Annotated in this window: 2 protein-coding genes; both read right to left on the reverse strand. The window is 67.3% G+C overall.

The window, feature by feature from the left end:
* Position 1: 1 nt before the first annotated feature.
* Positions 2 to 2,023 carry a hypothetical protein gene (locus ABD301_RS19375; RefSeq protein WP_344311641.1) on the reverse strand — a complete coding sequence of 674 codons (2,022 nt, stop codon included), beginning with the start codon at positions 2,021 to 2,023 and terminating at the stop codon, positions 2 to 4.
* A 39-nt stretch (positions 2,024 to 2,062) separates the two neighbouring features.
* Positions 2,063 to 17,080, reverse strand: coding sequence for a hypothetical protein (locus ABD301_RS19380; RefSeq protein WP_344311642.1), 15,018 nt, complete (start codon positions 17,078 to 17,080; stop codon positions 2,063 to 2,065).
* Positions 17,081 to 17,099 lie beyond the last annotated feature (19 nt).

A 17,099-nucleotide genomic window follows, 5' to 3' on the forward strand; every position in this document is an offset into this window, starting at 1 on the left:
TTCAGCATTCCAGGATCGCGGTGATCACCGCGTCGAGATGCGCCTCCTGGTCCGCTGGCAGGACCACCTTGAGGTCGCGCAGCCCCAGCAGCAGGGGTGCCTTCGCCTCGGGTGGCAGGTATTTCTTGTACTGGCTGATCCGATGGACGGCCGCGTCCGGCGCCGCCGCCCCGGTCAGCAGATCGTTGAGCGCGCCCAGGGTCGCGTGGCTCGCCATGTCGGCCGCTTCGCCCCCAGCCAGCGCGGCGTAAAGCGGCACCAGCTGCCGTACGCGTTGCTCCCGCCCGGCCGCGCTCTTGTCCGGGGCCGCGAGCAGTCGCTGGAAAATCTGCTGTCCGCGGCCGGTTTCCTCGGTCAGATAGGACGCGACCCCGTCAGCCTCACCCAACTCGACCAGGTCCAGGGCGGCGCTGTGCGCGGCGAAGAACGGAGCACGGGCGGCGACCTGCCGCACCACCGGCCCGAGTGTCCTGACGGGCAGGTCCGGCAGCGAGCCTGCGCCGAAATGGATCGTCAACGGCGTGGTGACAAACTCCTGAACCGGCTCCGGCGGCGGGGAGCCCACCGTACGGCGGCGGTTGCCAGCGGCGAACAACAGCAGATCCAGCGTGAGGTCGTCGTGCACCGGACCAGCCGCTGGGGTCCCCGCGGGGACCCCTTCACGAACTGTCCACGGGTTGCCGAGGAAGGACACCAGGCCACCGGCGGCCGGCATCGCGGCGGTACGACCGGGGACCTGATGGATCAGCGAGGCTCGGTAGCCGTCCAGAAAGCCGTGGAGTTCGCTGGTCTCGGACATGCCGCGGTTGATGACGATCGGCACCTTGCCGGCCCACAAATGCTGCTCGAACAACGAACCGAGCTGGGTGGTCAGCTCATGCCGCGGCTTGTCATCGGCCTGGAATTTGCCCAGGACAACGATCGGCTGGCCGACCTTCGCGACCAGCGGGACCAGGGTGTCCAGGAAGGAAGCGGGAACACCGTCGCCAAGCACGGTGATTCCAGGGGTGACAGTGCCGGTGGGTTGGCCGTACACAGTGGCATGGGGCGGGAGAACGATCGGCCGGGACGACTGCCCCTGGGGACCGAACCTCAGCTCGTGGAGAAGGTCAACCAAGGTGCCGACGTACGGCGTGAACCGGATCTGCTGCCGGTTCTGCGCAAGCACCACCCCTTGGCCGGTGCCTGGGTCCATCACGGCGGCCCCCTGCGGGCCGTTGTCGCCGATAAAGATCCTGGTCACCCCCTGCTCGTCGTCGACTTCGACGATTCCCCGGCCGCTGGTCGGCGACTCCAACAGCCGCAGCAGCTCGGCGTACCCAGCGACCACGACGGTCTCGCTGCCGGCTCTGCGAACGGCGTCGGTGTCCGCACTGTCCAGCGGCCGGCCGAAGCCGGCCAGCACCGGTCCGTACGAGTGGTCGACCAGCCCCGGCGGCAAGCCGAGCTCGACGCCGTTGGGCCCAAAGACAAGCCGTCCGGACAGGTACGGCCGGTCCGCCCAGATCTCCGCGATCTCGGCCGTAACGTCGCCGTACACACCGGCCGAGCGGCTGGCGGCCGGCACCACTCGCAGCATCCAAGCGCGGTCCAGCGAGGTGGCTCTGCCGTGCTGGTCGAGTGGCACCACACGGTCCTGCGCGAGCCCAAGCGGCTGGCCGCCGGGGACCAGGTGAGCGGCTCGAATCTGGACGGGCAGTCGCAGGTCGTCGGCCAGCGCGGCGAGACCGGGAAGGTCCAGCCGGCCCTGCACGGACAGCAGCGGCACGTACGCCATCCGGTCGAGCGCCTCCGCCGGAGTGCGGTCCAGATAGCCCATGACCAGTGACTTGTCGAGCCCGCCCGGTCCGTGGCTCAGCGGGATGATCTCCGGCATCGGCGGTCGCGTGTTGGCCTCGCCGTAGTGCGGATCATCCTCAGCCTTGCCCGCGCCGTTGAGGTGCAGATACATGCCGCCGGTTTCCGGCGGCGGAGCCAGCCGGCTGTCCGCGCAGAGTTCGAGCATCACCTGGCTGGGGCTCATCGGCTTCCTCCTCGATCAGTCGTGATGCGTACGCCGGCGTCAGCCATAGCAGAGAGACAACCTCTCGATCATCAGGTTGACCAGGTACGCGTGATGCTCGCGGCTTCCGTCCTGCTGCTGGTAGAGAGCGGCCAGCGGGGTGTTCTTCAGCCGTTCGCTCAGCTGGGGCATCTCGTTGTTCTTCAGCAGTTCGTGAACCTCGGTCATCCGGTAGATCCAGGCGGCCTTGTCCTGCGGATCCAGCCGGCACGGCGTGCCGCTCGTGCCGGGCGTCGCCGTCGCCCGCAGCCGGGACAGACCGAGCAACTGGTCAACGATCCTGGGCGATTCCCTGGTCGGGGCGGTGATCTGCTCGGCGATGCGCTCGGTCAGCTGCTCGGCCTGCCCGGGCACCAGCTCAAGCACCTTCCCGACGGCTTCAAACACGACGGCGTTGGCATCGTCGATGGTTGCGGCCAGCATGGCCATCTCGCCCGGAGCCAGCTGGCCTTTGGAGATCAGCCGCAGCAACCGGTCGAGCCAGGGCTTGCGTTCTTCCAAGGACGTTTTCGGCGTCAGCAGGTCGACGACGAACGCGTCCAGCGGCGCGTCGGCGGGCTCGAAATCCGGCTCCAGGTTGGTCAGGCTGAACGGCTGCGCCGGCACGTACCGGGCGGCCGTCGGATCGGACAGTCCGGCGGACTTCACCAGATCGAGCAGCAGCTCGTACGGCGCCGCCTCGGGCAGACCTGCCAGCCGCCGGCGAAGTCCAGGTGCCGTCAGCTCGTCGACATGCGCCCGCAGGTACGCCTCGCTTGCCGGCCAGTCGTCAAGTGACAGCCAGTCGTTGAGCACCGCCGGCAGTTCGTGCCCGGTCGGTACGCCCGGCAGCTGGTCAGCCTGCTCGAACACGCTTCGCGTGAGTTCGGCTTCCAGCAGGATCTGCTCGCCGTCAGGCGCCCACACCCGCGTCACGCCGTCCTTGCCAGCGCTGTCGTGCCGAACTACCACCGGCCGGTAGAGCTGCCGGAGGGTTTCCAGCTCGTCCGCCGGCGCCGCCATCACGTAGACCACCGGATGGACGCCGATCCGGGCGGACCGCTTCAGCGTGGTCTCCAGGTCCGCCATCAGCCGGTTCCTGTCCACCGACGACGACGCGTACACGGCCACGACCGGACGTTTCATCCCCGTCGCCCAGTCTCTGAGCTCTTCGAGGCGCGAGGGATACGCTGCCCAGCCACCGAGCGCGAGTACGCGGCCCTGCCATTGCAGTCCGGACGGCGGTGTGACGAGCGGATCCGGCCCGGCCAACGCCTTGAGGGTGGACACCAGGTCGCCACCGACCACCCGCGGTGTGACCGTACCGCCGGTGAAGTCGATCCACTGACCGTCTTCGGGAACCCACCGGCCCTGCGCGTCCTGGCCAACGGCCGTCGCGGCCGCCAACCCGCCGGGCTCCCAGAGCGCTCCCAGCCGTTCCATGAAACCCTGGCCAATACCCTGTCCGCCGGTGAAACACGACACCAACGCGAGCTTCTTTCCCGCCGTACCAGGCCGCGACCGGACCAATTCCTGGAACTGCGCCGCCGACAGCAGCTGATTCCCCACCCGTACCCGACTGCCATCGGTCCCGTGCACGAAAAAGACGGCCCAGCCCGGCTGGCTGGGCAACCGCCCTGCCGCCTCCAACTCCCTGGCCGCGGCCGCATCGTCTGGACCACGCAGGTAATACCCACTCGGCACTCGTACGACGTTCTCAGCGGCCACCTTCCCGTTGCGCAACACCGAACCCGACACCAGAAAACCGTCGTCCGCGGTGCCATCCCGGAGCCCGCCGAACTCCATCGGTTCGCCGGGAAGACGATCGGTGGACCCAGCGAACTCACCGAAAAGAGCGCGATCTTTCAGCGCGTACGCGTCATCGACAAGCCGCTCGGCCTCATCAAGGTGGCGAGCCGCACTGACCGTACGGTGGTCATCGACACCGAAGCTCCCGACCATCGACTCATGCACGTGGGTCGCGTGGCGCAGGCCAAGGAGCGCCGCTGCCAGGTTCTGGTTCGCCGCCGGCACGTGCGGCATCGCCGCCATTCCCCCGCCCAAACCGTCCAGCGCTCTGGCGATCCGCCGGTTTTCCTGCCCCCGGTAGGAGATCATCTGGGCGACGGCGCGACTACGGCTGGCGGCCTCGGTGTCGGTTAACCTGCCCGCACCCATCGTTTCCCTTATTTTTTCCCGAAACTCCAGAGTCCGTCGGCCGACCGCACCGAGGCCACCGCCCCGCCCGCGCCACCTGCGGAACTCGATCCCGAGCAGCGTCAGTGGCCGGCCGTCGACCGTGACATGGTCCAGCTCGGCCTGCGACGACTTGAGCCCGAAGAAGTCCGCCAAGCTGACTCGCGGGATCGGCGTTCCGTCCGGCATCGTCCTGCCATACAACAAGTTGTTCATCAGATGGGAATGTTGACGGTTGAGGAACAAGTCGATGCGGTCGGCGTCCACGTCCGCCATGTCCAGCTCAACGGCGGCCTCCCACGAATCGTGGTAGGCGACGCTGTCCTGGACCTTGGTGTTGAGGAAGCCGATGATGATCTCCCTGACACGATCGCCCTCGGCTTCGAAGAACTGATGAACCAGTGGCGGCAGGCCGTCGTGGATGCCGACGAAGTCGACCCGAAACAGCGCGGTTATCAAGGACTTCGTGATGGATTGGTTGGACCACTCGGTGTAGAAGCGCGCGACCAGATGCGGATATACACCGGTCATGAGGCCCGCCAGCGTCCGACGCTCCAGTGCCAGCGACCCCGAATCCACTCCCAGGCTGGACCGATCGATGAAATCCGCGAACTCCTGAGCGATGATTCCGCCGACCTCACGACCATCGGAAAGCAGGCTGCTACTGTCGCCGAGCATCGGACCCAGTGCGCCAACGCGATCGGAGTTTTGTTCGGCGTACTCCAGAATCTCGGACAGCTTGTCCAGCGGGACACCCCACGTCCACTGGCTGAGCTGGGTGGGCCGTCCTTCGTTGAGGGCGCCCAGCCGCTGACCAAACCGGCTCAGAGTGATCCCCGATTCCGGCGTCTGCAGGTCGACAAGTGGCCAGTTCGTGTATCTCGGGATGGCGAAGAATGCCTCCACACCCCGCCGATAGGATGCCCATACCTGTTCGAACTCGGGGCGCAAAAGACCGTCCGAGCCTCTCTCGCCGGGCACGGTCGCGTACCTGTCGGTGACGAACTCGAAAGTGCTGACGGACATTTGTTCCCACGAGCCGTCCGCCAGCACCTCTCGCCGCCAACCGTTGTCCAAAACGATCTTGTAGTGGTCTCCCCATCCCACCAGGTTTTCGTTGTCGTCGGCCGAATCCCTGATCATATCGACGTGAGTCAGGTCCGTCTGGCCCGCCGGGACCGCCGTGACGCTCAGCGCCTCGAACTCAAGACCGCCTCCGGTGTACGGGATGCCGTCCTCGTCCACTGAGGGTGGGTCGAGCAGAGTTCGTACGGTCGAGCCCGACTCAGGCTCCGCCGGCGGTGCCGACTGGAGCACGCCCCTGCGATCGAACACCGCCGACCGCAGGTCGGCTTCCAACAACCAGCCGTGCGGACCGGCCGACGAGCCATCGGCGACGAACTGCTCGCGGCCCTCGTCGTCCCGTACGACCAGGCCGGAGCCGTCATACCACGCGACGGCGGCGTGCCCGGCCGTCCCTGGCCGGCCCATCAGGATGGCCGCCACGGCACCCGGTCCAGCCTTCACCACTCGATGCCGCAAGTCGGCGAACGAGCCGGACGCCACGAACTCCCGATCGGGGATAGTCGCCAGCACCCTGCTGGTCGTCAGCCGGCCAGCGCCGTCGCGGACACCGAGGTCATCGGAGGATCGCAGGACCCGAACCCCGCCCTTGAAGATCGCGGCGACGGCCTCCCCGGCCCACACCTCACACGCACCGACGCGGTCGAACCCGACCTCCACGACCGCGGTCCTGATCCGCTGTGCGGCCTCTCGATGGGCGTCGGTCCCGGACAGAACCGGGCTGGCGGAGGCCGTCGAACCCTCCGCCCGGTGGATCTCGTCGAGGTGGTCGAAGGACCGCTGAATCGTAGTGCGGTCGACGTCCTCACCGAGCCAGAGCAGCTGGCCGTCCGAACTGACCAGCCGCCAGCCGGACCGGACCGACCGGCCGGAATCGCCGGCCAGCTCGAAAATCGTCGCCATCCGGTGCTCTCGACGCACCTGTTCGATCGCCAGCGGGTCGCCGCCAACGAGCAGGACGCCCGTACGCGCCAGCGTCGGATCGTCGGTGAGCATCGCGTGTAGCGCGTCCAGCCGAGCCACCGAGAACCGGCGTACGCCACCCGGTCCGGTCCGATCGGGCCGCATCACCACCAACGGCCGGCCACGCCCAGCGGCGACGGCACCTGTCCGGGCCACCACGGGCGGCACCGTCGTCGGGGCGTCCCCGACCCACCGCACGCCACCTTCCCCCGGCTCGCCGGCCAGCCGTTCCCACAGCACCGAGTCGGCGAGCTCCGCCAGCGCAGCCTCGGGCGTACGAGCAGCCAGCTCATCCAGCTCATCGCGCCGCAACACGCTGGCGAGCCGGCGCAGGCGACCGCCCGGCTCGCGCACGCTCCACCCGCCCGGGCTGGACAGACCGTCTGGCCCGGCGGTCACCACGTCGGCGACGCCGTACGGCCGGACGAGCAGAATCTGGCGCCGGTCAGCCAGCTGAGCCAGCGCCAGCTCGTCGGCAGCACGGATCGCGTCCGACCCCCGCGGCTCGAAGAGCACGACCAGTGCTCGCGGCGTGTCCAGGTGGTATTCCCGCAGTATCTGTTCCAGATCACCGAAGTTGCTCGCCCCGATGGCCACGTTGTCGCGACGGGAAACGTGGTGGAAGACGACCACCGGCTGGTCCATGCCGTCCGTCGTACGCAGCAGTGCGGCGATGTTCCGCTGGTGTTGCTTCGCTGAGACAGCACCGTACGTACCCATGCCATCCGGTTTGGTGCCGATCTGGACCCCGTACCAGGCCTCTCGTCGCCACACGTTGCCTTTTTGCCAGCTGCTGGCCTGCCACACCGCTCTCGCCTGATCGTGGACCGCGCTCGCGGCCGGCGCGAACAGCTCCAGCAACTGGGCGAGTCCCGCCGAGTCGGCGTCGGTCACCCGTCCGTCGAAATGGTGACCGAGCTGCTGTGGCCGGTAGTTGTCTGGTCCGGCCACGGCGGACAGCTTGACGAGGCGTTGCAGCACGCGGACCAGGAACTGCAGATGCCCGACGGCGTCGATGCCGTCCGGGATCCGAAGTTCGACGTGGTCGCGCTCGGGGTCGCCGATGCTGCCCAACAACGGCGTCAGCGACAGCGCGGAAGAGGCCAGGTGGGCGATCTCCTCCCAGCTGGCCTCTTCGGCCGGCAGCTGATCGAGCGGCGTCGCGAACTGGATGCCACGGTGATGCCGGCCGTTCGCGCCGACCCGGTAAAGCAGGTCCAGCCGGTGCCGCACATGCAGAAGGAGGTTCATCAGCAGGCGCGGTTGCTGATCGAACGACTTCACCGAGACGTGGATGTGCGACCCGGTACGGGTGCTGAAAACCCCACCGTTACGCCGAATCACCGCGTACGCCAGCGCGATGTCGTACCAGCTCTCGCGCCACTTTCCCGGGCCGTAAGGCAGAATCGGGCTCGGCAGCTCACCTGCCGCGGTGTCCTCGACCTGCACCGACCAGGTGTCCCGCCGATGGCTGTATTCCGCCAGCATCGCCGCGTGGTAGTCCTGCATCCGAGGATGCCTCGAGAGGCCGAACCGCTGCAGGTCGGTGGCGATCGCCGTCCCCAGCCCGGCCACCTTGACCCCCGGCGTCGCGTCGTACTCGAGTTCGTTTCCCCACTCGACGTCCAACTCGCCCGGCAGCGGATCCAGCTGAACCGGGATGCGCGACTCGCGCAGCGTCCAGGCCACCAACTCGCCCTCGGTCACCGGCCGGCCGAGCTCCACGGACCGGGCGAGGTGACCGCTGTCCACCGTCCGGTAGCCGGCCGGTTCGGCGCCGCCAACCAGCTCCCAGTCACCGGGGAGTCCGTCCGCCCACTGTGCGGCGAGGTCGTCCCGAGCCGCCGCGACCCGCTGGCCGACGCCGGGTACGAACACCGGCACGGTCGCCTTGCCGACCCACTCCCGCAGCGAGTCGAGCAGGCCGCTGGTCGTCGGCGAGGCGGCCACCACCCGGACCGGCAGCCGGGACGGCGACTTCAATGCCGCTGCCACCATCTTGCGATCGGTCCGCTTGTCGCCGGTGAGGAACACCGTACGAAGGTCGGTACGAAGACGCGTGGCCCCGGCGAGATCCGCCGAGCCGGTGCCGTAGACGAGCCGGTCGGGCCGGACGATTCTGCTCAGCGGAATTCCACGCGGCTGGGACGAGACATCACTGGCGAGCGTCAACGCGTCCACGGTCCGCGAGGGTGCCACCGGCTGGCCCGACCGAACCGGTTTCCCGTCCGCGCCGAAGCGCACCACAGTCACACCTGGCTGGGAAATCGCCGCCGCGCGAACATCGGTGGGATGCGCGAACGCCTCCCGGTCGAGCAGACCCGGTTCCTGCGTGTCGATCCACCGCAGGATGGTGCCCGCCTCGGTCGGTTCTGACCACAGCCAGAACACATGGCCGTATCCGCCGTTACCGGCCGGCAGCCGCAAAAGCGCCATCGTGCCAGCGAAGGCGTGCAGCCAGTGGGTCAGCTTCGGCACGTCTTCCAAGGGCTCGAACGAACTGTCGGCGCGGTGCCGCGCGTCGCCCTGCGGGAGGATCTCCAGCAGATGTTCCAGATCGGCGACTCGCAGCTTCGCCGGATCCGCCGCCAGTTCCACGTCGGCCCGGTTCCCGGCCCGACCGTAATAGGCGACAAACGCCGCGTACGCCCGAGGAAGACAGTCAGCCAACGCCTCGGTCAAGTCAGCGGCTGGCGGCGCCTCGATCGCGCCCACCAGTGCACGCAGCCGGGCCGCCGGTGAATTGACCCGGTCCTGGGCAATTTCCAAAGCCCGGCTGAGAATCTGTCCCGCCGACAGGCGCGGCGTCACCTCGGCGGTCCGCGCTTGCAAAGCGTGCGCGATCTGGGCGACTTCGCGCGCGCTCTCGACATTGGTCAGAGCGTCGGCTATCCGACCAGGACTCTCAGGCAACGCGGCCGAGATGGCGTCGTACGCCCCGGAGGCATATCGCAGGTCCGCCGCCGCCTCCTGCGCGTTGTTCGTCACCGCCGTGACCAGGGCCTCGACTTCGCCTCGCGACACCCCATTCTCGGCCGCGGCCGACAAACTCTGGACAAGCTGGCTGGTCTTTTGCCTGGTGCTCTCAACCGCCTCGAGGTTGCGAAGGATGAGACCGGCCGCTTCGCCGTCGGACATCGGCAGCGTACGAGGCGTCGCCGCGAGGCTCGCCGCGAGGCTCGCCGCGAACTGATCGGTTATCCGGTCGACCTGACTCACATCCGAGAGCAGCGAGTGGAGGAACTCCCGGATCTCAATGACGAGCAAGTCCTCCGGATAGTGGTCGGCTTCCCGGAAGTTGGTGCTTATCCCGTACTCGCTCATCGGGACCCGTCGAATCGGCGTTCCGTCCGGCATGCGCGAACCGAACAGCAGGTTGTTCACCACGCTCGCCTGACGTTCCCGCGCTGGATGGTCCGGAGCAGCGGCGTGCTCAAGGAACACGTCAATCGTTGCGGTGGCCTCGTCGAACAATCCAAGGTCCCTGGCCGTCTGGATCAGGTCGGGGTGAGCGGTCCGGGTGACCTCATCCCTGATGGCTTCCCGGATTCGGTCGCCGTTGCGCTCCAGGAATCTGTGAACGTCCTCCGACAGCGTGGCACGATTTCCGACGAAGTCGACCCGGGACGCCACCGCGAACAAGTTCTTGATGACGTGGAACGAATCCGATGCCGCTAGCACCTGAAAACCCGCGGTCAGATAAGGATAAAGCAGGGCGACGACGCCCTCCAGCGCCTGTTGGTCTCGCGCCAACGCCCGCCCGCGGCTGGACTCGACGTATGCTGCCCGGACAATCTCGCCCACCCGAATCCCGGCGCGTAGCAACTGCGCCGACCTCGTCTGCGGATGGTACGGGTTGGCCGCGACCCATTTCAGTAGCGCGCTCAGGCGACGCGGCGGAACACCCATGGTCCACTGAACGTGGAGATCCCGGGTGTGCGCGCCACCGCGCACCCACAGTCGCTTGCCCAGGGCCGACAACCGCAGACCGGTGGTCGCCTCAGGGAGCACTTGGCTCAGCGGGACGACGGCACCGACCGGAACCGAACGCAGCAGGCGGATCGCCTCATTCTTCTTCCCGCGTACGTCGGCTGGCCTCGGTCCGGACTCACCCGGAAGAATCGCCATCTTCACCGTGACGAACTCGGGCAGGTTGAACTGACGTCTGGCTGTCGTCCGGACTCCGTCCACGGTCCTGGTCTCATTCGAGGCCGCGTGATCGACTTCGATCCGATAGATTTCGAGATCTCCGACGTACGCGGTGCCGATGAGCTCCTTCGGATCGAAGATCTCATCCGGATGATCCTTGTCAAAGACCTCGATGGCGGGCTCGATTTCCTCCCCGAGCATGCCGTATCTGACACCGTTCTCGTCGGTCGAAGAAGCGTCGACCAGAGCGCGTGGGACAGAACCTGACTCCATCAAACTCCGATGCGGACGGATAACGCCCCCGCGAGAAACCACCGCTGTCCGCAGGTCAACACCAGCGGGCAACTCCGCCGAACCCGCCAGGATCCGCAGCTCGCCCGACGCCGTCACATGCCCGTACTTCGGCGTGACACCGTCGAACCACACGACGACGCCGTGCCCGATGGTGCCTGGCCGGCCGGCCAGCACGAACCCGGCCGCGCCCGGGCCGGCCGCGAGCACTCGGTCCAGAACGGCGTCCCAAGACTCGGTCAGCGAGAACGACCGGTCCGAAACCGTGGAAAAGACACGACCAGTGCCCAGATCCGCGTCGTCCGATGGCGCCGCCGCGCGAATGCCACTGGGAAACGCGTCAGCACCGACGTCCTGAAGGAACGTGAGACAAATATCGTCACGGGTTGCATCGATCGGCTTTGATTTGTGGACCGCTGCCTCGAGAGACGCCGCCGCCTTCGCGTACGCCGCATGGACCTGCGGGCTGAGATCGGCCGCGGAGAAAGTCGAGTCGATGCTGTTATGAGAGCCGGCGACGACGGTCATGGACGGGTCCGCGCCGATTTTCTCGATGGCATCCAGGTGCCGCTGGTAAACCGTCCGGCCAGGCCGGTTCGGGTCGGTCGCCGATGCTCCCATCACCGAGTCGTCCGCGTGCCGCCTCGCGAGCTGATATCGACCGGTTTCGTCGCGCAATCCCCAAAAATGACCGACCTCGTGGGCCCACACTCGTACGCCCGCCTGCAGCGGCCACAACGTCTGGGAAGCACGCGCCGCCGGATCGCTGGTCAGCTCGACCACGAAATCCGCAACGGCGGGATTCTCCACGAAGGTCAGCTGGAAACGCCGCAGACCATCGTCAACCTCGAATCCTTTGTTCCACTGGGCGGCGATCTCGGCCACGGTCCGGTCTTGGACCTGGCTCTTCAGTGTTTCGGCAGCTGCGTCAAGCGGACTCAGGTACAGCCGCAGCTCCCGGTTCTTCAGCTGCCGGCCGTCGGGAAGCGGCGCGATCCGCTCGGTGTAGCCGATCAGGCCATCCACCGGCTGATCCTCGAACCAGATCCGAGTCAGCTCGTCCGGACCGTTTTCCAGATCCTCGGCCCGCCCCGCCACCTGATAGGACTCCTTGACGCGCGCCGGCATCCCGGTGACCCGCGAAGAGACCTCGAAGTCGACAGGACCGCCGCGTACCTTGCGAACGGGTACGTCCGACAACAACTCGTCCAGATCCACTCCGGCCGGGAATCCCACCGCCGTGGGAAGTACGCCGCCGCTCTGAACCGGTCCGGTGCCGTCACCTTCCCAGCGACGACCGGACCCCACGAATTGCTGGCTGAAGGCCGCCAGTCTGTCGTTCGCGAGCTGTTGGGTGTCAGCGGCAAATCCGCTGTTCCAGCGCGCTTTCTCCAGGTTCAGGTTCGCGGTGAACATCGCCGGGCTCTCGGGCCCGAATGCGGCAAGAATGGCATTGTACGTGTCTGTCGCGAAACGGAGGTCTCGCGCGGCCACAGTCAGCAGAAATGCCGCCTGCTGTGCATTCGCGGCGGCCTGCTCGTACGAGGCCGGAGAGTCAACGACTTCGTCGAGTCGGACAAGGAGTTCCTCGGACCTCTCCAGCACCGCGCTGTTGCTGTCGTTCAGGGCGGCCGCTTCGTCCGCGGACATTCGATAGGGCCCGGCATTCTGCCGCAGGAACGCGGTGAGGCCATCGGAAACCCGGTCAAGCTGTCCAAGGTTTCCCCACGAGGAACTCATCTCGCGGATCTCGGGCGTGAATCCGCGCAACTGGTCGCGCAGCTGAGCGCCTCCCACCAGGGTGGGGACTCGGCGGACCGGCCGACCGTCTGGCAGTCGATCGCCGAACAGCAAATTGTTCAGCAGGTCCACGTTCTCGCGGTCGACGAACAGTCCGTTGACAGCGTCGAACATCCAGGGCTGGTCGGCCACGGCAGCGAGGACGTCCGCCTGGGAACTCCGGGTCTCGGCATTGATGATCTCCCGGATCCGCTCGCCGTTGTGAACCAGGAAGTCCTGGACGACGTCGGTCAGCGCGGCTCGGTTTTCGACGAAGTCACGCCGGGAGCCGAGGGCGAGATATTCCTTGACGGTGGTGCCGGCGTCGCTGTCCATCGATGAATGGACCTTGTCGTAAATGCGCAGCATCAGATACGGATAAAGCAGCGCGACAACGCCTTCCAGCGCCCGCTGGTCCGTCCCGATCGCCCGTCCTTGGGTGAACCTGACGAACTCGGCGCGTACCTGTTCGCCCATCCTGATCCCAGCGCTCAGCAGCCGATGCGCCGGGCTGTCAGCCGTCGGGTCGGCGGCGACCCAGCGAAGGACACCGGCGAGCAGGTCGGGCCGCAGGTCCGGTGTCCATTGCCGGTAGATGACACCTTGCAGGTCACCGCCGCGGACGGAAAGGCGTTGGCCCAACCCGATGACCTGGACGCCGGCAGCCGCCAGCACCTGGTTCAGCGGCATGACCGTACCGTCCGGGACGGCAAGCAACGCCTCGATGGCGTGGTTCTTGGCGGCGCGCACCTGCTCGGGAGACAGGCCAGAGCCCAGTTGGGTAACGAATTCGGCGATGTTGACATAGCGATCGGGAAAAGCTGGGTCCCGTCCGTGGTCAATCACGACCTTGAAGCCGTTGCCCTGGCCGATGAGCTCCTTATGGGCGAAGAACGCGTACCCGTTCGTGCCGCCCATGTCGAGCCGGTGTTGGTCGAACGTGGTCGGGTCGAACAGTTCGACGTAGACCTCGTCCTCCTCGCCCGGCACCACGTCCTGGAAATCGAGGCCCCACTGGACGCCGTTCTTGTCTGGTATCGACGCGTCGACCAGGGCGCGCGGAAGCGACTCGGACTCGCGCATGGGCCGCGTGGCCAGCATTTTTCCGCTCGCTGCCACGAAAAGTCCGCGCAGATCGATATCGGGAATCAGCCGACTGGAATCAGTGAAGACTCGTACGCCGGAATTCTGGGTGAAGTGGGCGTAGATGTGCTTTTCGCCGTCGTACCACACCGCGAGCGCGTGGCCGATGTTGTTCGGTCGGCCGGCGAGGACGATCGCGACCGTTCCCGGCGGCGCGTCGATGAGCCGCTCACGTACGGCGTCCCAGGAGTCGATACGCGCGAAATCGCGGTCCGGCACATGCGGAAGGAGGTGGCCGGCGGCAACGCCAAAATCGTCAACCGCGGTCCGCGTTCCCTGGCGGACTCCGGCTGGAAACGCCTTTCCGGCGAACTTCTGGACGAAGTCCAGGCAGGCCTCGACATTCGGTGCGGTCTCCTCGACCACGGATCGCAGTTTCTTGTCCGCTTCGGCGTACGGGTTGACGATTCGGACGTACGTCTGTCGGCGAAGCTGTGCCCGGTCACTGCCGGAATACGTCGCGCCACGCGCTTTTCCGCGGTTGCTTACCACAAACAAGTCGTCCACAGTGGACGGCACCTGGTCGTCGGTCAGGCCGCGCTCGGCCTTGATCCGCTGGATCTCCTCGATCACCAGGGTCTTCTGCTGGTCGCGGACAGCTTCCGCGCGACGCTGGCCGGACGCGGCAGCCCGGTCCGTCGACGGGTTCCCGAGCCGGTCCCAGGCCTTCTTCACGAAGTTGCGGCGACCGTTCCCGCCGCCTTCGACCGGCACCTGAAGGGTGAAATGACGCTGATGAGCGGCAATTGTCTGGTGCGCCATCCCGTACGCGAACTGGCGCCGCGACCAGGCGCTGACCCGCGGTGCGACCTGTCCCGCGTCGTGGTCGACGGTAAGCACGACAGGTGGCGTCCAAACGAACTTCCGCAGCCAGTCCGGGTTTTCCTGGAAGATCTTGTGCATGTTGTGCACGTCGCTGTTCATCTGCGTCGTGGGAGCGCCAGCATGCGCCAATTCCCACGTGCCGTCGTCGTCGCGTACGAACAGGAAATGGAACCGGTCGGGCCACGGCTGATACCAGCTGCCAGTCACCTTCACCCGGTCCTCTGGAGCTCCGGCTTGGCCGTCTTCGGGCAGCTGAAGGTAATAGTCCGGCCCGACGATCCGGTTGCGCCACACCTGCGAATCCACGAAAGCCGACTCGTGCGGATAGTCCGGGGTGAACTCCCGGGTCCGCCGGTCGAGGAATCCCCAGATTTCGGTGCCATTGAACTCGACCGTGACGTGAGCGCGGCTGGGGCTGGACCCGCCGGCTCGATAGCGCCGAATCGGACGGCCAAAGCGGTCGATTCCGGCGACCTCGACCGGAACCGTCTCGTCCGGCAGCGACCTCGCTTCGACCGGCGTCGGCGTACGCCCACTCGCGATACCGTTGCCAACCGCGGCCAGGACCGACGCGCGCAACATCTCGCCGGTCACCCGCTGCGCCGGTTTTGGTGGCATCACGGCAAGAAGGACGGCGAGCGCGGCTTCGACCGCGATGTCCGAGCCGATGTTGGCAAGCGCGATCACGTCAGCGTCGCCGCGAATGGCGTTGATGACTTCCTTGGCCGTACTCGGACTCTTGATCTTCGCCACGATCTCCGGCCAGACCCGATCCACGATCTGCCGCCACAGGCCCGACCGCTGCACCGGCTCGGCGGCGGCGAGACCGTGCCCCGCCAGCGCGAGCTTGAGTCGTTCGTTCAGGTATCCGGTCAAAACCTTGGTGATCGCGGACGAGATGATCGGCCAACCCGGCACGTTCGCGCCACCGATGCCGGCCGCGGAAATCAGCAGCTCGACACCGTCGGACTGGTGTTTGATCAGCGCCTCGGCCATCAGCAGCGGGTTGTCGTCATGAGCCAGCAGCGCCTCACCGACGCCGTGTTCGCGCAGATAGACCTTCGCCTGCCAGTCCTCGAATTCCCGGAGCACGACGTTGCTGACGAGTTTGGTGCCGAATTCCAGCAACGGCGGCGCGAACGAAGCTCCAGTCGGTAGGAAAAGCGGCGCGGCGGCGTTCAACGCGTCGCCGACCGCACCAATCGCCTTCTGCACTCGATCGCGGGTCTTGTTGTCCCGAGTCGCGAGATAGCCGCGCAGTCCCCTTTCCTCGACCAGGCCACTGATCTGGTGGCCGGCGGTGTCCAGCACCCGGGACAGGTCCCCGAGCCGGTGCAGGATCTGGTCACCGTGTTCCGGGGAAACCGCGGAAATCTCGCCACGCAGGTCGTCCGCGACCTCGGCCAGCAGCCGCACCGCGGCCCGTACCTCGTGCCGCTGGTAATCCACCCGCAGCCGGGTGAGCAGTGACTCCTTGACGAAGGACCGGCCAGCCAGCGCCTCGAGGATCTCGACGAAGTGCTCGCCCTGGGCGATTTTCAGGTCGACCAGATTCCGCAACCGCGTCACCGCGGGATCGAGGCCAAGACCGGCGTCCACCCGGCGCAGCGGCGGCGGGGTCTGCATGGTGGTCGTACGGTCGGGGATGACCAGCGCGGTTCGCGCACCGCGGAACAGCTCCAGACCCGCACCTGGCTCGACCGCGACCGGCGCCGCGTGGGTGGACAGGTCGAGCACCAACAGGCGGGGCTCGTCCTTGTCGCCGAGGTCGCCGGACACCAACACCGCGTACGCCGTCGTGTCCGATGAAGCCGGCTGGTACGACACCAGCGCCGCCGAGCCAGGCTGGTCCAGCATCTCGCGCCTGAGCTGGTCGACATCGACCTCGGCGGTGGCCAGCCCGAGCTTGGCCAGCAGCCGCGCGGGCGACGCAGGCATCGCCGGAAGCAGCAGCTCGGCTGGATCGAGCCCGGCCGGGAGGCCGTCAAGCGCGATCCGGGCGGCCACCGCTTCGACCGCGGCCACCGTCGACGGCCGCGCGCTGCCGGGCGTGACCCGGTGCTGGTCGCGGACCTCGGCCACCTGGGCCGCCCATTGCGACAGGCTCGGCCGATGCCCGTCCGAAACGGCTTGGACGGCCGCGTGCAGCAAGGCGCGCGCAGCCGCCTGCGTACGAGTCAGCAGCCGCACCGCCACCGCCTGCTGCCAGCTTGTCTGGCGGCCCTGCGGGTCGATCGGCACCGCTCGGGCGGACTGCGCGAGGGCCCCCAGCACCGGCAGGTCGAGCGCTGACTTGTGAAGGTCGCTGAGATTTTCCAACGCCCGTACGTCGACCGGGTCAAGCACCGCGCCGGCCGGCTTGAGGGCAAGCCGCTCGAACGTACCGGTGGGCAGCCCCGCGACATAGTCCGCCACCATCGCCGAATGCTCCGCACCGGCGGCCAGGTGCACCAGGAAGGTGTCGGCCGGCGGCGTGGCCGCGATCGCGGCCACCAGCGCCTTCTGGTCTATCGGCTCAGCTGCCGGGCGGTCGTTCAGGTAGACCCCCGGACCAACCGGGATGACCCGCCCGTCCGGGCAGATCACCACCTCGACACCGGGCCCGGTCATCTGAACTCCCCCATCTGGA

Source organism: Fodinicola feengrottensis, from assembly GCF_039530045.1.
Taxonomy (GTDB): domain Bacteria; phylum Actinomycetota; class Actinomycetes; order Mycobacteriales; family HKI-0501; genus Fodinicola; species Fodinicola feengrottensis.